General features: G+C 73.1%; 21 protein-coding genes. 13 read left to right on the plus strand and 8 right to left on the minus strand.

Features of this window, described 5'->3' with window-relative positions:
• Nucleotides 1-58 precede the first annotated feature (58 nt).
• From ACN27A_RS02125 to ACN27A_RS02135, 3 genes are read left to right on the plus strand one after another with little or no spacing between them, the layout of a single operon-like run.
• Nucleotides 59-2,614, plus strand: coding sequence for an ATP-dependent Clp protease ATP-binding subunit (locus tag ACN27A_RS02125; protein WP_421449385.1), 2,556 nt, complete (start codon nt 59-61; stop codon nt 2,612-2,614).
• Between the two features lie 13 nt (nt 2,615-2,627).
• Nucleotides 2,628-2,795, plus strand: a complete 168-nt coding sequence (locus ACN27A_RS02130; RefSeq protein WP_165947855.1) for a hypothetical protein — start codon at nt 2,628-2,630, stop codon at nt 2,793-2,795.
• A complete protein-coding gene (locus ACN27A_RS02135) occupies nt 2,795-3,145 on the plus strand; it encodes a DUF3140 domain-containing protein (RefSeq protein WP_132237915.1) in 351 nt (116 codons plus the stop codon). The genes ACN27A_RS02130 and ACN27A_RS02135 overlap by 1 nt, the downstream gene beginning before the upstream one ends.
• Before the next feature lie 48 nt (nt 3,146-3,193).
• On the opposite strand, the gene ACN27A_RS02140 is transcribed toward ACN27A_RS02135, so the two are convergent.
• The 4 genes from ACN27A_RS02140 to ACN27A_RS02155 form a co-directional block, all read right to left on the minus strand.
• Nucleotides 3,194-3,436, minus strand: coding sequence for a hypothetical protein (locus tag ACN27A_RS02140; RefSeq protein WP_132237913.1), 243 nt, complete (start codon nt 3,434-3,436; stop codon nt 3,194-3,196).
• A 19-nt stretch (nt 3,437-3,455) separates the two neighbouring features.
• Nucleotides 3,456-4,451 (minus strand): LysR family transcriptional regulator, encoded by a 996-nt coding sequence (locus ACN27A_RS02145; RefSeq protein WP_421449387.1) that lies wholly within the window; start codon nt 4,449-4,451, stop codon nt 3,456-3,458.
• 110 nt (nt 4,452-4,561) lie between these two features.
• Complete coding sequence (locus tag ACN27A_RS02150; protein ID WP_421449390.1) at nt 4,562-5,170, minus strand: hemerythrin domain-containing protein; 609 nt, start codon at nt 5,168-5,170, stop codon at nt 4,562-4,564.
• A gap of 150 nt (nt 5,171-5,320) precedes the next feature.
• Nucleotides 5,321-6,529 (minus strand): RNA-guided endonuclease InsQ/TnpB family protein, encoded by a 1,209-nt coding sequence (locus tag ACN27A_RS02155; protein ID WP_421449393.1) that lies wholly within the window; start codon nt 6,527-6,529, stop codon nt 5,321-5,323.
• 159 nt (nt 6,530-6,688) lie between these two features.
• Here ACN27A_RS02155 and ACN27A_RS02160 point away from each other — a divergent pair, with 159 nt between their 5' ends.
• Complete coding sequence (locus tag ACN27A_RS02160) at nt 6,689-8,011, plus strand: M20/M25/M40 family metallo-hydrolase (protein ID WP_421449395.1); 1,323 nt, start codon at nt 6,689-6,691, stop codon at nt 8,009-8,011.
• 60 nt (nt 8,012-8,071) lie between these two features.
• Nucleotides 8,072-8,725 (plus strand): hypothetical protein, encoded by a 654-nt coding sequence (locus tag ACN27A_RS02165; RefSeq protein WP_311414919.1) that lies wholly within the window; start codon nt 8,072-8,074, stop codon nt 8,723-8,725.
• A gap of 76 nt (nt 8,726-8,801) precedes the next feature.
• On the opposite strand, the gene ACN27A_RS02170 is transcribed toward ACN27A_RS02165, so the two are convergent.
• Nucleotides 8,802-8,993: a DUF5703 family protein gene (locus ACN27A_RS02170; protein WP_013734349.1), complete on the minus strand. Its 192-nt coding sequence runs from the start codon at nt 8,991-8,993 to the stop codon at nt 8,802-8,804.
• A 139-nt stretch (nt 8,994-9,132) separates the two neighbouring features.
• Here ACN27A_RS02170 and ACN27A_RS02175 point away from each other — a divergent pair, with 139 nt between their 5' ends.
• The 3 genes from ACN27A_RS02175 (at nt 9,133) to ACN27A_RS02185 (ending at nt 10,062) form a co-directional block, all read left to right on the plus strand.
• A complete protein-coding gene (locus ACN27A_RS02175; RefSeq protein WP_357577487.1) occupies nt 9,133-9,612 on the plus strand; it encodes a DUF2975 domain-containing protein in 480 nt (159 codons plus the stop codon).
• Entirely contained in the window at nt 9,612-9,818 is a 207-nt protein-coding gene (locus tag ACN27A_RS02180; RefSeq protein WP_026874506.1) for a helix-turn-helix domain-containing protein, read from the plus strand. Before ACN27A_RS02175 ends, ACN27A_RS02180 begins: the two co-directional genes overlap by 1 nt.
• An 82-nt stretch (nt 9,819-9,900) precedes the next feature.
• Nucleotides 9,901-10,062, plus strand: coding sequence for a hypothetical protein (locus ACN27A_RS02185; protein ID WP_421449399.1), 162 nt, complete (start codon nt 9,901-9,903; stop codon nt 10,060-10,062).
• Between the two features lie 16 nt (nt 10,063-10,078).
• Here the strand turns inward: ACN27A_RS02185 and ACN27A_RS02190 are convergent, their stop codons facing one another.
• Both ACN27A_RS02190 and ACN27A_RS02195 read right to left on the minus strand, forming a co-directional pair.
• Nucleotides 10,079-11,047 carry an SseB family protein gene (locus ACN27A_RS02190; RefSeq protein ID WP_421449400.1) on the minus strand — a complete coding sequence of 323 codons (969 nt, stop codon included), beginning with the start codon at nt 11,045-11,047 and terminating at the stop codon, nt 10,079-10,081.
• The gene (locus ACN27A_RS02195) at nt 11,044-11,463 is read right to left on the minus strand and encodes a YbaB/EbfC family nucleoid-associated protein (protein WP_421449402.1); all 420 of its coding nucleotides are present in this window, start codon (nt 11,461-11,463) and stop codon (nt 11,044-11,046) included. The genes ACN27A_RS02190 and ACN27A_RS02195 overlap by 4 nt, the downstream gene beginning before the upstream one ends.
• Nucleotides 11,464-11,555: 92 nt before the next feature.
• Between ACN27A_RS02195 and ACN27A_RS02200 the strand changes: the two genes are divergently transcribed.
• Genes ACN27A_RS02200 through ACN27A_RS02210 form a run of 3 tightly spaced genes read left to right on the plus strand, consistent with a single transcriptional unit; the run spans nt 11,556 to nt 13,862 of the window.
• Entirely contained in the window at nt 11,556-11,885 is a 330-nt protein-coding gene (locus ACN27A_RS02200; protein ID WP_132237895.1) for a hypothetical protein, read from the plus strand.
• A complete protein-coding gene (locus tag ACN27A_RS02205) occupies nt 11,882-12,943 on the plus strand; it encodes a WXG100 family type VII secretion target (protein WP_421449405.1) in 1,062 nt (353 codons plus the stop codon). Before ACN27A_RS02200 ends, ACN27A_RS02205 begins: the two co-directional genes overlap by 4 nt.
• A gap of 22 nt (nt 12,944-12,965) precedes the next feature.
• On the plus strand, nt 12,966-13,862 hold the full coding sequence (locus ACN27A_RS02210) for a hypothetical protein (RefSeq protein WP_421449406.1): 897 nt from the start codon (nt 12,966-12,968) through the stop codon (nt 13,860-13,862).
• A 27-nt stretch (nt 13,863-13,889) separates the two neighbouring features.
• Here ACN27A_RS02210 and ACN27A_RS02215 read toward each other — a convergent pair whose 3' ends face one another.
• A complete protein-coding gene (locus ACN27A_RS02215) occupies nt 13,890-14,861 on the minus strand; it encodes an aldo/keto reductase (RefSeq protein WP_132237889.1) in 972 nt (323 codons plus the stop codon).
• Nucleotides 14,862-15,038: 177 nt separating this feature from the next.
• On the opposite strand from ACN27A_RS02215, the gene ACN27A_RS02220 reads away from it, so the two are divergent.
• Together ACN27A_RS02220 and ACN27A_RS02225 are read left to right on the plus strand one after the other, a co-directional pair.
• The gene (locus ACN27A_RS02220) at nt 15,039-16,091 is read left to right on the plus strand and encodes an LLM class F420-dependent oxidoreductase (protein ID WP_151454297.1); all 1,053 of its coding nucleotides are present in this window, start codon (nt 15,039-15,041) and stop codon (nt 16,089-16,091) included.
• Nucleotides 16,088-16,924, plus strand: a complete 837-nt coding sequence (locus tag ACN27A_RS02225; protein ID WP_421449409.1) for an undecaprenyl-diphosphate phosphatase — start codon at nt 16,088-16,090, stop codon at nt 16,922-16,924. The genes ACN27A_RS02220 and ACN27A_RS02225 overlap by 4 nt, the downstream gene beginning before the upstream one ends.
• The last annotated feature ends 66 nt before the right edge of the window (nt 16,925-16,990 follow it).

Raw genomic sequence — 16,990 nt, forward strand, 5'->3', positions numbered from 1 at the left:
TCGGGCGGACCGCCGGGTAGCCCCTGGCGACCGTCGCGCCCGACTGCGGAGGACAGACATGATGGGACCCGGTGACTTCGGCTCCGACCCCTGGGACGAGTTCCTGGCCCGGTACTTCGGCCGGGGCGAGGGTGGGCGCCGACCCGCGCACCGGGTCGACATCACCCGGCTGATGACCGCCGACGCCAGGGAGATGCTGGCCGACGCGGCCCGCCGGGCCGCCCAACGCAAGAGCACCGACCTCGACACCGACCACCTGCTCTGGGCCGCGCTGCAACGCGAACCGCTGCGCGACCTCGTCCGGCGCGCCGGCGCCGACCCGGACACGCTGCTCAACGCGCTCGGTGGGCGCGGCGACGGCGCGCCCAAGGGCGAGGTGCCGCCCAACCTCTCGCTCACCCCCGCGGCCAAGCGGGCGCTGCTCGACGCCCACCAGCTGTCCCGGGCGATGGGCGCCAACTACATCGGCCCCGAGCACATCCTGATGGCGCTGCCGCTGAACCCGGAGTCCCCGGCCGGCCGGATGCTCGCCGCCGGCCGGATCCAACCCGAGTCGTTGCAGGCGGCCAGCGCCGAGCGCGGGCCGATGACCGGGCCGAAGCCCGACCGCGGCACCCCCACCCTCGACCAGTACGGCCAGGACCTCACCGACCTGGCCCGCAACGACCAGATCGACCCGGTGATCGGCCGGGCCGACGAGATCGAGCAGGCCGTCGAGATCCTGTCCCGGCGGACGAAGAACAACCCGGTGCTGATCGGCGAGGCCGGCGTCGGCAAGACCGCGATCGTGGAGGGCCTGGCGGAGCGGATCTGCGACGGCGACGTGCCGCAGACGCTGCTCGGCAAGCGGGTGATCCAGCTCGACCTGGCCGGCCTGGTGGCGGGCACCCGCTACCGGGGCGACTTCGAGGAGCGGCTGAAGAAGGTCATCGACGAGATCCGGGCGCACCGCGACGAGCTGATCGTCTTCCTGGACGAGATCCACACCCTGGTCGGCGCGGGCGGGGCGGGCAGCGAGGGCGGCATGGACGCCTCGAACATGCTCAAGCCGGCGCTGGCCCGGGGCGAACTGCGGGTGATCGGCGCGACCACGCTGGACGAGTACCGCAAGAGCATCGAGAAGGACGCGGCGCTGGCCCGCCGCTTCCAGCCGGTGTTCGTGCCGGAGCCCACCGTCGACGACACCGTGGCGATCCTGCGCGGGCTGCGCGACCGCTACGAGGCTCACCACCAGGTGCGGTTCACCGACGAGGCCCTGGTCGCCGCGGCCGAGCTGTCCGACCGGTACGTGACCGACCGGTTCCTGCCGGACAAGGCGATCGACCTGATCGACCAGGCCGGCGCCCGGGTCCGGCTGCGCACCCGCACCCCGGCGTCCGACGTGCGGGAGCTGGAGACACAGCTCGAGGAGGTACGCCGGGACAAGGAGCAGGCCGTCGCCGACGAGCAGTACGAGAAGGCGTCCGCGCTGCGCGACCAGCTCGCCGAGCTGGAGGAGCAGATCCGCCGGGCCCGGGGCGACGAGGGCGGCTCGTCGCAGGTGCCGGCCGTCGGGCCGCAGGAGATCGCCGAGGTGGTCTCCCGCGCCACCGGCATTCCGATCAGCCAGCTCACCGAGGAGGAACGCGACCGGCTGCTGCGCCTGGAGGGCCACCTGCACGAGAAGGTGGTCGGCCAGGAGGACGCGGTCACCGCGGTCGCCGAGGCGGTCCGCCGCTCGCGTGCCGGGCTGGCCGACCCGGACCGCCCGATGGGCAGCTTCCTCTTCCTCGGGCCCACCGGCGTCGGCAAGACCGAGTTGGCCCGGGCCCTCGCGGAGGCGCTGTTCGGCGAGGCCGACCGGATGGTCCGGGTGGACATGAGCGAGTTCCAGGAGCGGCACACGGTCAGCCGGCTCGTCGGCGCCCCGCCCGGGTACGTCGGCTACGAGGAGGCCGGCCAGCTCACCGAGGCGGTCCGCCGCCGCCCGTACGCGGTGGTGCTGCTCGACGAGATCGAGAAGGCCCACGCCGACGTGTTCAACATCCTGCTCCAGGTGCTCGACGACGGGCGGCTCACCGACAGCCAGGGCCGTACGGTCAACTTCAAGAACACCGTACTGATCATGACGAGCAACCTCGGCTCGGAACTGATCACCGGCGCCCAGCGCGCCGTCGGGTTCGGCACCGGCGCAGAGGGCGGCGAGCAGGAGCGCGACGAGCTGCGCGAGCGCCTGATGCGCCGGCTCCAGGAGAACTTCCGGCCGGAGTTCCTCAACCGCATCGACGAGGTGATCATCTTCCGCCGGCTGGAGGCCGAGCAGCTGCGCCAGATCACCGGCCTGCTGCTGGAGGAGACCCGCCGCCGCCTGCACGCGCAGGACATCCAGGTCCACTTCACCACCGCAGGCGTCGACTGGATCGCCGAGCACGGCTACCAGCCGGAGTTCGGCGCCCGGCCGCTGCGCCGGGTCATCCAGCGGGAGGTGGACAACCAGCTGTCCCGGATGCTGCTGGAGTCGGCGGTCTCACCCGGCCAGAAGATCACCGTGGACGCCCGCGACGGGCGACTCGCCTTCGACGTGACGGCCGGCGAGCGCGGCTACACCCCGGCCACGACGTCCCATCCCCGATGACCGGAGGGCGGACATGAGCGAACCCGAGGAGACCCGGGACGAGAGCGAGCGCACCGATCCGATCGTGGCCCCGCCGACCGCCAACCCCGCCCGGGTGCGGATGCCGCCGGAGGGCGTGGGCCAGCAGGGCGACGACCCGGAGCCGGCGGAGTCCGACCGCCGCCGTCGAGAGGAGGGCTGATGGTACGCGAGCAGCGGCTCGAACCCGAGGTGGAGGTGCTCTGGGACGACTTCCACGCCCAGGTGAACGTCCCGTCGGAGCAGTTGCGGCAGTGGTTGCTCACCCGCGGCTCCGGGGAGGAGTCGTTCGGGCCCGACCCGGACCTCGACCTGCCCGGGATGGGCCGGCGGATCCTGCGGGTGCTGGCCAAACGCAAGGTCGACCTCACGCCGGAGGACATCCGGGTGATGCGGGACGCGATCGACGAGATCCAGTCCCTGCTGGACGAGAAGCCGCCCCGCGGCAACGCCGACGACGAGTGGCGGCACGCCCTGCTCGACCTGGGCCACGACGTCCTCGTCGAACGCTGAGCCGGCGGTCGGGCGGCGCCCGGGAGGACCGGGCGCCGCCCGCCGTGGTCAACCGTGGTCGCTCTCCAGGCTGCCGATCGTCAGGCCCGCGGCGTCGGCCGCCGCCTCGCGGTCGGCGCGCGCCCGCTCCTCGCGGGTCAGCAGGTTGGCGTACTCCGTGACGTCCGCCGGGTCGGGCACCTCGGGCAGGCGACGCAGGAACGCCTCCACGTCGCGGGCGGCGGCGGTGTGCGTGGCGGCGGCCTGCCGGAGGATCTCCCGGTCGTCGGCGGCGGGGTAGGCATCGGTCATGTCCGCCTGATACCCGGCGCTACGCCGTTCGCACCCCGTCGGCCCCGGCGGCCGTCAGCCTCCGCGCCCCGTAGGTCGGGTTGCGCAGCAGCCAGGCCAGGTATTCCGGGTGCGCCGCCAGCGAGTCGGTGTACGCGGCCAGCGCGAACTCCAGCACCAGTTCGGCGTCGCGGGCGGCGGGGGAGTCGGGATGCCAGCCCAGCATCAGCCGCCAGCGCAGCGGCGTCCCGGCCAGCATCCGGGTGACCAACCCGGCGACCGGGCGGAAGGTGGCCTGGCAGAGCGCGATCGCCTCGCCGGAGTCCACCATGTCGATGCAGCAGCGCACGTCGGTCTCGTACACCTTGCGGGGGGTGAAGCCGGCGCGGGCGCAGGCGGCGGCGAAGCAGTCGCCGAAGCAGCCGTCGCCGGGCGCGGCGACCCACTGCTCGTGGCTCAGGTCCACCAGGCTCACCTCGGCGTGCCCGGCCAGCGGGTGCTGCTCCGGCAACAGCACCAGCACCGGGTCGACGGCCACCTCCCGCCAGCTCAATCCGAGCTCGGCGGGCGGGGCCGCGTCGCCGCACACCCCGATCAGCGCGAAGTCCAGCCGGCCGCCCGCGACGAGCTGGGCCAGCTCGTCGGCCGACCAGGAGGCGTGGGTGGTGATCTGGGCCGGTGGAGGCTCCGCGGCGAGCCGGTGCACGAGCCGGCCGAGGATGGGGCTGTTCACCCCGCCGAACCGGTAGCGGCGGGGCGCGTCCCCGGCCCCGGCCAGTCGCGCCGCCTCGTCCTGCAGGCCCTTCATCGCCGGCAGCAGCACCCGCGCCCGGGCGAGCACCAGCTCGCCGAGGGCGGTCGGGCGGGCGCCGCGGCGGTCCCGCTCGAACAGCGGCCCGCCCAGGGTCCGCTCGATGCGCTGGAGCTGGGCGGTGAGTGCCGGTTGGGCCAGGCCGAGCGTCGATGCCGCCTTGGTCACGCTCCCCGTCTCCGCGATCGCGCAGACCACCCTCAGGTGTCGCAGCTCCAGATTCATACCGTGACGGTATGACCCCGTAGCGGCCGACGGAAGGCCCTGGACGGATCAACGCATCCCAATGTGTGCCCGATCCGCTCCGGCGCCCCGCGCCCGCGCCCGCCGCCGGCTCAGCCCGGCGGCCGCTCGGTGAGGTCGGCCAGGTAGGTGGGTCGGCCGGTGACGGCGTCGCGGACCTTGTCGACGACGCCCATCGCGGGCTCGACGACCCGGTTCCACGGCGGCGTCGCCGGGGTGCCGGGGTGCGGGCGCGTCGGGGCCGCCTCCTCGGCGATCTCCAGCCGGTTGCCCAGGCGGATCAGCTCCTCGGCGCTGGCCACCTCGCGCAGCGCCGCGACGAGCGCGCCCGCCTCCTCGACGTGGCGGTGGACCCGCGCGGCGACGTCGGCGAGCCCCTCGTCGGCGAGCGCCTTCAGTGCGGTCAGCAGGGCCCGGTCGTCCGCGATGGCCCGGTCGATCCGCTCCGCCGCGTCGGGCAGCGCGGCCCGGACGGCGGGCAGCAGGTACTGCTCCTCGGCGGACAGGTGCCGCGACAGCGCCGCCGTGAGCACCTCCAGGCCGCGCTCGGGGGCGGGCTCCGGGCCCGGGTCGGTGAGCCGCCGCAGCAGCTCCCGCAGTTGCCGGTGCTCGGCGTCGAGGATGTCGGCGATGCTGCGGCCGCCCGGCCGGAAGCCCTCGTCCTCTCCGGTCGGCGGCAGCGGTGGCAGGGGAACGGTCATGATGCCCTCCTCTGTGGCGGGCGGTGCAGGTGGTGGGGAGCGGGTCGCGAGCGGCGGTACCCGGCGGCGTCGGCGGCGAAACCGCCTGGATCGGCCGCCGAGTGCCGGTCGATCCGGCTGGTATGAAGAAGCGTTGACATCCTCCCCGCCCTAGAGGGCGCGGGTTCCCTGGGTCGCCCCAGGGGTTTCCTGCTTCATCGCCGACCGCCTCGTCCGGGAGGGTTCCCGTTGAGGTCTTACACCGGCTCCACAGGCAGCAGCCGCCAGCCCGGCGGCCAGGATGTTGCGTGCCGCGTTGACGTCGCGGTCGTGGGTGGTGCCGCATTGGCACGTCCAGGCCCGCACTTTCAGCGGCATGTTCCGCGCGACGGCTGCGCAGGTCGAGCACACCTTGGAGGAGGGGTACCAGCGGTCGATCACGGTGAGGTTCCGGCCGTACCAGGCGCACTTGTAGGTGAGCAGCTCGCGGAACTGGTGCCAGGCCGCATCGTTGATGGCGCGGGCCAGGCGGTGGTTGCGGACCATGTTGCGCACGGTCAGGTCCTCGATCACGAGCGTTTGGTTTTCGCGCACGAGTCGAGTGGTGAGCTTGTGCAGGTGATCACGCCTGCGATCGCCGATGCGGGCGTGGACGCGGGCCACCTTGAGCCGGGCCTTGGCCCGGTTGTGGGAGCCCTTCTCCTTGCGTGCCAGCTCTCGCTGGGCGCGGGCCAGCCGAGTGCGGTCGGCCCGTTCGTGCCGGGGGTTGGCGATCTTCTCCCCGGTGGACAGGGTCAGCAGGTGCTCGAGGCCGGCATCGATGCCTACTGCGCTCTCGGCGGCCGGGAGGGTCTCGATCTGGTCCTCACAGAGCAGGGACACGAACCAGCGGCCGGCCGAATCGCGGGACACGGTCACGGTGGACGGGGACTGCCCTTCGGGCAGCGACCTCGACCAGACGATGGCCAGCGGGTCGGTCATCTTGGCCAGAGTGAGCTGGCCGTCTCTCCAGCGGAACGCGCTGGGGGTGAACTCGGCGGAAGCTCGCGACCTGCGCTTGGACTTGAAGCGCGGATAGCGGGCGCGCTTGTCCCAGAAATTCGCGAAGGCGCTTTGCAGATGCCGCAGCGTCTGCTGCAGCGGCACGGAGGAGACCTCGTTGAGGAAAGCCAACTCCTCAGTCTTCTTCCAAGCGGTCAGCATCGCGCTGGTCGCGTTGTAGTTGACCCGTTCCTGCCGCTGGTACCACCCCTCGGTCCGGGCGTGCAGGGCCAGGTTGTAGACCTTGCGCACGCACCCGAACGTTCGGCTCAACAGCTCTGCCTGCTGGGCCGTCGGGTAGAAGCGGAACTTGTAGGCCCGCTTCACCCTTGAGGTCACTTTCACAAGCTAACACGATAGTTTGGAACCGGACCTGCGGTATCCGTGCGGTACTTCTGTCGGCCTTGACGGCGACCCTGCCATCCCTGACCTGTCTTGCAGGAGGTCCCGTTCCCCCTCCCCGGCCCGAAGGCCCGGGACACTCACAGAAGGAGTCTGATGACGAGCGACTTCGCCCGACCCGACCCCACCGACGAGGTCGTCGACCTCTGCCGTGACCTGCTGCGGATCGACACCACCAACACCGGGGACAACGACACCAGCGCCGGGGAACGCCTCGCCGCCGAGTACGTGGCGGAGAAGCTGGCCGAGGTGGGCGTCGAGTCCGTCATCCACGAGTCGGCGCCTGGCCGGGCCAACCTGGTCGCCCGCATCCCCGGCACCGACCCGAGCCGCGGGGCGCTGCTGGTGCACGGCCATCTCGACGTCGTCCCCGCCGACGCCGACGAGTGGTCGGTGCACCCGTTCTCCGGTGAGCTGCGCGACGGCTACCTGTGGGGCCGGGGCGCCATCGACATGAAGGACTTCGACGCGATGGTGCTGGCGGTGGTGCGGCACTGGCAGCGCACCGGGGTCCGCCCGCCCCGGGACATCGTGCTCGCGTACACCGCCGACGAGGAGGCGGGCAGCGACTACGGCGCGCACTTCCTGGTCGAGCGGCACCGCGGTCTGCTCGACGACTGCACCGAGGCCATCGGCGAGGTCGGCGGCTTCTCGTACTCGGTCAACGACAGCCAGCGGCTCTATCTGATCGAGACCGCCGAGAAGGGCATCGACTGGCTGCGCCTGCACGCCAAGGGCCGCCCCGGGCACGGCTCGATGATCCACGACGACAACGCGGTCACGGCGCTCGCCGAGGCGGTGGCCCGGGTCGGCCGGCACCGCTTCCCCGTGGTGGTCACCGACACCGTCCGGGCGTTCCTGGAGGAGGTCTCCGACCTGCTCGGCGTCGAGCTGGACCCGGAGGACCCGGAGACCGCCATCGCCAAGCTCGGGCCGATCGCCAACATCATCGGCGCGACGATCCGCAACACCGCCAACCCGACCCGGCTCGCCGCCGGGTACAAGGACAACGTCATCCCCGGCCGGGCCACCGCCACCATCGACTGCCGCAGCCTGCCGGGGCAGTCGGAGCTGCTGGAGCGGCAGCTGCGCGAGCTGGTCGGCCCGGACATCGTCATCGAGTACCTCCAGCGCCAGCCGGCGCTGGAGACGACGTTCGACGGCGACCTGGTCGACGCGATGTCCGCCGCGCTGCGCGCGGAGGACCCGGGGGCGCGGCCGGTGCCGTACATGCTCTCCGGCGGCACCGACGCGAAGGCGTTCTCGCAGCTCGGTATCCGCTGCTTCGGCTTCGCGCCGCTGCGGCTGCCGGCCGACCTGAACTTCTCCGCGCTGTTCCACGGCATCGACGAGCGGGTTCCGGTGGACGGACTACAGTTCGGCGTGCGGGTTCTCGACCGGTTCCTCCGCACCTGCTAGCCCCCGCCAGGAACCCCGGTGTCCCGGCGGGAACCACTGATCGTGAAGGGACTGACCCACATGACCGACCAGCACGGTGAGCTGGACGCCGCCCTCGAGCGCGTGATCGATGCGGCCCGCCACCACCTGGCCGCCGTCCGCGCCGCACAGGGCCGCGTCGACGACGACGACGTCTGGCAGGCGTACGTCGCGCTCAACAACGCGTCCTTCGCGTACGACGAGCAACTCCTGGACGCCTTCGGCGAGGTCACCCCGTGGGACGTCGAGTCGATCGACCCGGAGGAGGCCGACCAGCGCTTCGGGGCCGCGGAGGGCGTGGAGCCCACCGACCCGCACCCGCGGGTGATCTCGGTACGGCAGCGGCGCGACTACCGGGTGCCGAGCGTGTCGGCGCTGATCCGGGTCGCCGAGGCCGCCCGGCGGGAGGGCACCCCGGCCGAGGACGAGCCGGAGCCCGTCGAGGGGGTCGGCGAGGCGGTGCTGGAGCTGCTCCAGAGCGGTGACGGCTCGCTGGGCGCGCTGGACGTGCCGGAGCTGGAGCCGCTCGACGGCGTGGTGATGGTCAGCGAGGTCGGCACCCCGGTCGACCTGGAGTCGTTCGACGACGACGACCCGGTGGGCCCGTTCCAGCCGGCGGCCGACGACCGGCTGGTCGGCCGGCTCGACGAGCACCCCTTCATGGAGCTCGACGAGGAGCACGACCACGCCCACTAGGCGGTGACGGCCCGCCGGTCAGGCGGCGCAGGCCCGGGGCCCGACCGACGGTCGGCCCCGGGCCTTGCTGTCGTGGTCAGTACGACAGTCCCGGCTGCGGCTGGTTGACCCGGCGGCGGCGCAGCACCACCTGCCGCGTGCCGTCGCGGTACAGCCGTACCCGCGCCAACTCCCACCCGGAGAACTCCGCCTGGATCGCCAACTGCGCCGCGGCGGTCAACCGGTCGACGTTCGGCGGCAGCCGCAGCGGCGCGTACTCGTAGTCCATGACCTCCATGCTGCCCAGCCCGGGAGGCCTTCGCCACCCCCTCACCGGTGACCCGCGCCGCTGCGAGGCGCGGCCGTCCGGACTTCCGGCCATCGCCGAACCGATTGACTTTCGATAGGTTAAGAGCGATAGTCGATGCATGTTCAACGAGCATCGAGCGGTAGCCCCGCTCAGAGTCTTCCTCGTCGTGCTGTTCGGGATCCTGGTCATGCTCCAGACCTTCTCGCTGCCCGGGCAGTTCGCCCACATGGCCGAGGAGTCCCCGGAGCAGGCCTACCTCAGGTGGCCGATGACCGCCGTGGCGGTGTTCTGGGTGCTGTGCGTCCAGGTGGTGGTCGTGTCCACCTGGAAGCTGCTCACCCTGGTCAAGCGCGACCGCATCTTCACCGACGCCTCGCTGGCGTGGGTGGACGCGATCGTCTGGGCGATCGTCGCCGCCTGGGTCGTGCTGCTGGGCGTCTTCCTCTACGTCGGCTTCAACGCCACGGACCCCGGGCTGCCGCTCCTGCTGTTCCTGCTGCTGGTGGGCGTCGCCGTGCTGGGCCTGCTGATGGTGGTCATGCGCGCGCTGCTGCGGCAGGCCACGACGCTGCGCACCGACATGGAGGCGGTGATCTGATGCCCATCGTCGTACGCATCGACGTCGAACTGGCCAAACGCAAGATGAGCGTCGGCGAGTTCGCCGAGCGCGTCGGACTCACGCCGGCGAACGTGGCGGTCCTGAAGAACGGCCGGGCCAAGGCCGTCCGGTTCAGCACCCTGGAGGCCATGTGCCGGGTGCTCGACTGCCAGCCCGGTGACCTGCTCGAGTGGGTCGACGAGTGAACCCGCGCGCCACGCCCCGGCCCATCGACCACGAACCGCCCGCCGGCAAATCCGAGACCCCGGCCGCCACCAGGGAGACGCCATGACGTACCTGCTCGCACTCCTCGTCGCGGCGCTCGGCGTCGCCGGCGTCGTGCTCGGGGAGGCCGACGACTCGCCCGGCCTCCAGTTCCTGGGCGTCGTGCTCGTCGTCGGCGCGGTCGTGTTCGCCGTGCGGCTCGCGCGGCGTGGCCGGTCGCGGTAGGGCCGCCGACCGGCGGTCAGCCGGCAGCCGGGTTGGCCGCCAGCAGCGTGGCCAGCGACGCCGCCCCCAGGGCCAGGGCGCGCGGGGTGCCCGCGTCCACCACCAGCCCCCACGCCGGGTCGGGCCAGTCCGCGAGCAGGTCCGCGCAGGGCACGGCGACGAACGGCACGCCCTCCCCGGCGAACGCGGTCAGCGCGTCGGGGGAGGTGAAGACGGGCAGCAGCGGCGCGCCGGTCGGGTCGGTGACGATCGTCCACGGCACCTCGCGGTCGGGCCCCGGCTCCGCCGCCAGCGGTACGCAGACCGCCGCGGCGGCGAGGATGCCGAGGTAGCCGGGCAGGTCCCGCCGCGCGCCGGCCTCGCTCAGCAGGTCGAGCACGGACGGCCCGCCCGGGTCCGCCCCGCTCCGCGCCTCGTCCGCAGCGGGGCCCGCGGGCGAAGCCGTGGGCGGTTCCGCAGGCGACGGGTCGGGCACGCGCGCGGTGCCGGCCCCGGGGCGTTCGGCTTCGGCAGCGGCGTGTCCGGCTCCGGCAGTGGGCTGCCCGGCTCCGGCGACGGGGTGTTCGGCTCCGGCGGCGAGGTGTCCGGCCCCGGTGACGGGCTCCGCGGCCCGGACGCGGGGCACGGTCGGCTCCGGGCGCACCCGGGGACCGGTGGGCGGGAGGATCTGGCAGGACAGCGCTGCGGGTTCCGTGGTGAGCACCGTGGCGGCGGTCTGCGCCGCGAACCCGCTCCACCAGCGCAGGCCCTCGGCGGTGCGCGGCGTCTCGTACCACCAACCGCCGGCCCCGCGCGGCGCCTGCCAGCCGAGTTCGGCCAGGCGTCGCTCGTCGTAGGGCGGGCAGACCCCGCGCACGGTGTCCCGGCGCACCATCAGGTGCAGCCGGCGGGGGCCGGCGGCGAGCTCCAGGTCGGTGTCGCGGTCGCAGCCCGACAGCGTGTCGTGGAGCCGGGCGACGATGTCTGGCCAGCCCGGCGACGTCATGCCGGCGGCCCCGGCAGGCGGCCGTCGAGCCGGCCGAGCCGTCCCATCGCCTCCTCCAGGCGGCCCAGCGAGGCGAAGTCGCCGGGGGTGCCGAAGATCCCGTTCAGGCCCGCGCCGAGCGTCGCGTGGAGACCCCCGGTGCGCTCTTCGAGCTGCGCGGTCGCCGCCGCGCGGGCCTGCCGGTACGCCTGCAGCACCATGGCCGCGAGGTCCTCGGTGCCCACCCGCAGCGCGGTCGGGGCGAGGCTCAGATCGGCCAGCTCGCCGGTGGCGTCGACGGTCGCGGTGACCAGGCCGCTGTCGTCGGTGGCGGTGGCGCTCAGCTCGTCCAGGTCGTCGGTGAGCCCGGCGAAGCGGCGTTCGATGTCGGCGAGCCGTCCGGCGAGTGCGTCGAACGCGGACAGCGGGTCAGACATGAGAACCTCCCGTGCGCGGTGCCCTCCGGGGTGGCGCCCGGCGGCGGCATGATCGTATCGTCGTCCCGCCGGGCGAGTGGGGGAGGAACGGCGTGCCTGACATCGACGTCGACGTGCAGGCGGTGCGTCGGCTGGAGGCGGCGGCGAAGCGGGTGGCCACCTCGCTGACCGCGCTGGAGAGCCGGATCACGTCTGCGGGGGACATACCGGACGGGGCCTTCGGGCACCTGCCGTTCGTCAGCGACATGCTCCGCGAGAAGTACGCCGAGCAGGTCACCGGGGGGATGGAGCTGTTCCGGTCCGGCCACGACGCGTTCGAGCGGGTCGGCGGCGCACTGGGCGGGACGGCCGAGGCCTACGAGCGCAACGAGCAGGACATCGACTCCTCCTTCCGCGCCATCGGCGCCGGGATGCCCCGGTGAGTGGGCCGGCGGGCACCGCCGTCGAGCTCTGGAACGGCATCGACAACGCCCTGTCCGGCGTGGACAAGGTGGTCGACAGCGTCTGCCGCACCCTCGCCTGGCCGCTGATCCAGCTCGTCGACCTCGTCGACGGCGAGCCGGCCGCGCTGCGCGCCAAGGCCACGGAGTGGGACGCGCTGGCCACGCAGGTGCGGGAGCTGGCGATGGGCCACCGCAGCGTGCGCGAGGCTGAGCAGGCCGGCTGGCGCTCCCCGTCCGGCCAGGCGTACGGGCGGCGGTTGGCCGAGGTCGAGCAGCAGCTGCTGGACGTCGCCGAGCAGTTCGCCGCCACGGCCGAGTACCTGCGCGGGGTGGCCGACGCGCTCCAGACGGTGCACGACGTCCTGGTCGACATCTGCGTCGAGTTCGTCAACTTCCTGCTGGTGACGCTGGTCACCGCGCTGCTGATGGCCCCGTTCACCGCCGGGGCGTCCTGGGCGGCCGGCGTGGCGCTGGGGGTCACCCGGGGCATGATCGCGCTGACCCGGATGTTGAAGATCATCCGGCCGCTGGCGACGCACCTGCAGAAGGTCATCCGGCTGCTGCAACGGGTCCTGCTCCACCTGCGCAAGCTGCGCAACCACCTGGACAAGCTGGTCGACAAGCAGAAGGCGCTGCGCGCCGGCCAGAAGTACGCCGACAAGCGCCGCGCCGCCGGCGCCGCCGACAAGTGGCACCACAAGTTCATGGACCCGGCCAAGGGCACCTGGAAGCTCGGCAAGTCCGGTTCGCCGTTCGACATGAGCACCTTCGAGCGCCTCGGGGCGCTGCGGGCGCACGGCATGGCCGACGGGGCGCGGATGATCGGCCGGGACTGGGCCACCAACCTGCCGTGGAACATCCCGAACTCCGTCGTGCACGGCGCCACCTGGGGCACCGTCGCGATGGTCTCCGGCCTGTCGGTGCCCGGCATGGACCAGGTCGGCGACAAGGTCGACGCGGCGGTGCAGGGCGGCGCCGAGTGGATCGACCAGAATGTCTTCGGGCAGCCGCCGGCGCAGCAGCCGGCCGGCAGGTGACGGTCGATCGAGGGGGTGGGGCGTGTCCGAGGGGCGCAGTCGGCTGGGCCGGCTGACCGACGCGGTGCTGGGCGGTGCGCGGGCCGCCCGGGACAAGGCCCGTGAGCTGCGCGACGAGTTCCGCACCACCGACGAGCCCGAGCGCGCCCTGGTGGCGCCCCTGCTGCCCGACGAGGAGATCCGCTACGTCGGCCTGGCACCGGTCCGGACCCCGGAGAACCACCGGGCCGGCAGCCAGCTCGCCGACCGCGTCAACGCCGAGCTGGCCGAGGCGCTCGACCCGCGCGCGCTGTTCGGGCTGCTCAACATCGTCAACCCGGTCGCCTGGGTGGACGCGGTGCTGACGCCCGTACGCATCGCCGCGGGCGTCCTGCTGCTGCCCGGCAAGGCCGCCGTGCTCGCCGCGGGCACCCCGGAGCCGGCCGAGCCGGAGCCGGCGCCGGGCGGCGCGCCCCGGGAGCCGCTTCCGCTCACCGACGAGCAGGAGGCCTTCCGGGCGCTGTTCCGGCTCAGCCGCTACCGCCCGCTGGCCGACCAGCTCGCCGAGATCGCCTACCGGCGGCGGTACGTCTTCAGCGGCGACCTGGCCACCCTCGCCGGCAGCCTGCTGCTCTTCCTCGAGCGCTACACCGGCACCCCGCTGGCGGTCACCGACACCCACCTGCACCTGCTGCGGATGGGTCGCCGCCCCGACCCCGACCGCGAGGACCGGCGGCGCCCCCAGGTGCTGTGGAGCGTGCCGCGGCGGCGCATCGCCCGCATCGAGTCCGAGCACGGGGCCCGCCTCATGCAGTTCCCGTCCACCATCGTGTTCGACGACGGGTCCTGGATCCGGATCGTCAACCCGGCCACCCGCGACGACCAGTCCCGCTTCCTCGCCGCCGTACGCGACCTGCCCGGCCAGCGCCCCACGGACTGACCGCGCGCCCGTGCCGCGCGACGCGGGTCAGCCGTCGCGCTCGGGGTAGCCCACCGGCACCGCCGACACGTCGTCCAGCGCGGTGACGATCTCCTCCGGCAGGGTCACCCGCTCGACCTGGAGCGCGCCGAGCAGCTGCCCGACCGTCCGCGCGCCGAGGATCGGGGCCACCACCCCGGGCCGGTCGCGGATCCAGGCCAGCGCCACCTCCGTCGGGGAGACGCCCAGCCCGCCCGCGGCGATGGCGACCGCCTCCACGATGCTGGAGCAGCGGGGCTCCAGGTAGGTGGCGACGAAGCGCTCGAAGTGCGGCGAGGCCGCCCGCGAGTCGGCGGGCCGGCCGTGCCGGTACTTGCCGGTGAGCACCCCGCGGCCCAGCGGCGACCACGGCAGCACCCCCAGCCCGAGGGCCTCGCACGCGGGCAGCACCTCCCGCTCCACGCCCCGCTCCAGCAGCGAGTACTCCACCTGCGCCGCCACCACCGGGGCGCGCCCCGGCCAGGCGGTCTGCCAGGCCGCCGCCCGCGCGGTCTGCCAGCCGGCGAAGTTCGACACCCCGACGTAGCGGACCCGGCCGCTGGCCACCGCGTGGTCGAGCGCCGCGAGCGTCTCCTCCAGCGGCGTGTCGGGGTCGTAGCCGTGCAGTTGGAAGAGGTCGACGTGATCCGTGCCCAGCCGGCGCAGCGAGGCGTCCAGCGTGCGCAACAGGTGCCCCCGGGAACCGTCCCGACGCCGGCCGCTGCCCGGTCGCAGGCCCGCCTTGGTGGCGATCAGCAGCTCCTCGCGCGGCACCAGGGAGCCCAGCAGCGACCCGATCACCGACTCGGCGTCGCCGTCGCCGTAGACGTCGGCGGTGTCGATCAGGTTGCCGCCCGCGTCGAGGAAACTCTTCAGCTGGGCGGCCGCATCGTCGGCGTCGGTGTCCCGGCCCCACGTCATGGTGCCGAGCGCGAGCCGCGAAACCGCCAGCCCGCTTCGGCCGAGCGGTCGCTGTTGCATGGGTGAACCTTATTTCGAACGAGGGCCCGCCGATATCCTCGCTCCCGTCAAGTGTGCCGGGCGCGTCGCGTTTCCGACCGTCCGGGCACCGCCCCCGCGGGTGGCGACCGGTGAACGGGTCGACTTGCGGCATTGCGTAACCTGATGCGACCTGTGGTGCGGATGGGGGAGGACCTAGTGCGACTCGGGCTCAGCCTCGGATACCAGACAGCGTGGAGCACACCGGCCGATCACCTGGCCTTCGCCCAGGAGGCGGACCGGCTCGGCTACTCGGTGGTGTGGGCGGCGGAGGCCTACGGCTCCGACTCGCCGAGCATGCTCGCCTGGATGGCCGGGCAGACGGAACGGATCGACCTGGGCAGCGCGGTGATGCAGATCCCCGCCCGTACCCCGGCGATGACCGCGATGACCGCGGCGACCATCGACGCGCTGTCCGGCGGCCGGTTCCGGCTGGGCCTCGGCGTGTCCGGCCCGCAGGTCTCCGAGGGCTGGCACGGCGTACGGTTCGCCAAGCCGCTGGCGCGGACCCGCGAGTTCGTGGACATCGTGAAGCTGGCCGTCGCCCGCAAGTCCGTCGCGTACGACGGCGAGTTCTACACGCTGCCGCTGCCCGACGGCCCGGGCAAGGCGCTGAAGCTGGGCTTCCACCCGCCGCGCGAGCACATCCCGATCTACCTCGCCGCCGTGGGCCCGAAGAACCTGGAGCTGGCCGGCGAGATCGCCGACGGCTGGCTGGCGATCTTCTACGCCCCCGAGTTCGCCGAGGAGCAGCTCGCGTCGGTGCGCGCCGGCCGGGCGAAGGCCGGCAAGGAGCTCGCCGGCTTCGACGTGGTCCCGTCGGTGCCCGTGGTGGTCGGCGACGACATCGCCACCTGCGCCGAGCTGGTCCGCTGGTACGCGGCCCTCTACGTCGGCGGCATGGGCAGCCGCCAGCAGAACTTCTACAACCAGCTCGCCACCCGGATGGGCTACGGCGACGCCGCCCGCGAGGTGCAGGATCTCTACCTGGCCAAGCGGCAGCGCGACGCCGCCGCCGCGGTGCCGCTGGAGTTCATCGACCGCACCTCGCTGCTGGGCCCGAAGGAGCGCATCGCCGAGCGGATGCGGGAGTACGCCGCCGCCGGCGTCACCACCCTGTCGGTGACCCTGTTCGCGGCCGACCGGGACAGCGGCGTGCACACCCTGCGTACCGTCGCCGAGGCGCTGGACCTCTCGGGAGTCGGCGAGTGACCTGGGTCGAGGCCATCGTCCTGGGCATCGTCCAGGGACTGACCGAGTTCCTTCCGGTCAGCTCGTCCGGTCACCTGCGGATCACCTCGGCGATCTTCTTCGACCGGGACGCCGGAGCGTCGTTCACCGCGGTCACCCAGCTGGGCACCGAGGCGGCGGTGCTGATCTACTTCGCCAAGGACATCTGGCGCATCACCCGGACGTGGCTGGTCGGCATCAGGGACAAGTCGGTGCGTTCCAGCCTCGACTACCGGATGGGCTGGTACGTCATCGTCGGCTCGATCCCGATCGGGCTGTTCGGTTTCCTCTTCAAGGACCAGATCCGCACCGCCGGCCGGAACCTGTGGCTGGTGGCGACCACGCTCATCGTGTTCGCGTTCGTGCTGGCGTTCGCCGAGTACTGGGGGCGGCAGACCCGCACCCTGGTGAACTTCAAGATGCGCGACGGCGTGGTGATGGGCTTCGCCCAGGCGATGGCGCTCATCCCGGGGGTGTCGCGCTCGGGCGGCACGCTCACCGCCGGGCTGTTCCTCAACCTCACCCGGGAGGCGGCGGCGCGCTACTCGTTCCTGCTGGCCATCCCGGCGGTGGTGATGTCCGGGATCTTCAGCGTCGGCGACGTCTTCGAGCCGGCGGCGCCCGGCACGTCGGTGCCGAGCGTGGTACAGATGGTCGTCGCCACGATCATCGCCTTCGGCGTCGGGTACGCGGCCATCGCCTGGCTGCTGCGCTACGTCGCCCACCACACCCTGTACGTCTTCGTGCTGTACCGGGTCGCGGTGGGCACCCTGGTGCTCGCCCTGCTGATGACGGGCACCATCAGCGCCACCTGATCCGCCCGCGCCCGGCCCCCGTCCCCGTCCCCGCACCACCGGACGGGGGCTGGCCCGTGTCCGACC

It is taken from the genome of Micromonospora sp. WMMD737 (assembly GCF_049179055.1).
In the GTDB taxonomy this organism is placed as follows: Bacteria; Actinomycetota; Actinomycetes; order Mycobacteriales; family Micromonosporaceae; genus Micromonospora; species Micromonospora reichwaldensis.

What these genes read in the sequence shown, in the direction of transcription:
- ACN27A_RS02125 (WP_421449385.1), top strand. Translation starts at nt 59, where the DNA reads ATGATGGGACCCGGTGACTTCGGCTCCGACCCCTGGGACGAGTTCCTG.
- ACN27A_RS02130 (WP_165947855.1), top strand. Translation starts at nt 2,628, where the DNA reads ATGAGCGAACCCGAGGAGACCCGGGACGAGAGCGAGCGCACCGATCCG.
- ACN27A_RS02135 (WP_132237915.1), top strand. Translation starts at nt 2,795, where the DNA reads ATGGTACGCGAGCAGCGGCTCGAACCCGAGGTGGAGGTGCTCTGGGAC.
- ACN27A_RS02140 (WP_132237913.1), bottom strand. Translation starts at nt 3,436, where the DNA reads ATGACCGATGCCTACCCCGCCGCCGACGACCGGGAGATCCTCCGGCAG.
- ACN27A_RS02145 (WP_421449387.1), bottom strand. Translation starts at nt 4,451, where the DNA reads ATGAATCTGGAGCTGCGACACCTGAGGGTGGTCTGCGCGATCGCGGAG.
- ACN27A_RS02150 (WP_421449390.1), bottom strand. Translation starts at nt 5,170, where the DNA reads ATGACCGTTCCCCTGCCACCGCTGCCGCCGACCGGAGAGGACGAGGGC.
- ACN27A_RS02160 (WP_421449395.1), top strand. Translation starts at nt 6,689, where the DNA reads ATGACGAGCGACTTCGCCCGACCCGACCCCACCGACGAGGTCGTCGAC.
- ACN27A_RS02165 (WP_311414919.1), top strand. Translation starts at nt 8,072, where the DNA reads ATGACCGACCAGCACGGTGAGCTGGACGCCGCCCTCGAGCGCGTGATC.
- ACN27A_RS02170 (WP_013734349.1), bottom strand. Translation starts at nt 8,993, where the DNA reads ATGGACTACGAGTACGCGCCGCTGCGGCTGCCGCCGAACGTCGACCGG.
- ACN27A_RS02175 (WP_357577487.1), top strand. Translation starts at nt 9,133, where the DNA reads ATGTTCAACGAGCATCGAGCGGTAGCCCCGCTCAGAGTCTTCCTCGTC.
- ACN27A_RS02180 (WP_026874506.1), top strand. Translation starts at nt 9,612, where the DNA reads ATGCCCATCGTCGTACGCATCGACGTCGAACTGGCCAAACGCAAGATG.
- ACN27A_RS02185 (WP_421449399.1), top strand. Translation starts at nt 9,901, where the DNA reads ATGACGTACCTGCTCGCACTCCTCGTCGCGGCGCTCGGCGTCGCCGGC.
- ACN27A_RS02190 (WP_421449400.1), bottom strand. Translation starts at nt 11,047, where the DNA reads ATGACGTCGCCGGGCTGGCCAGACATCGTCGCCCGGCTCCACGACACG.
- ACN27A_RS02195 (WP_421449402.1), bottom strand. Translation starts at nt 11,463, where the DNA reads ATGTCTGACCCGCTGTCCGCGTTCGACGCACTCGCCGGACGGCTCGCC.
- ACN27A_RS02215 (WP_132237889.1), bottom strand. Translation starts at nt 14,861, where the DNA reads ATGCAACAGCGACCGCTCGGCCGAAGCGGGCTGGCGGTTTCGCGGCTC.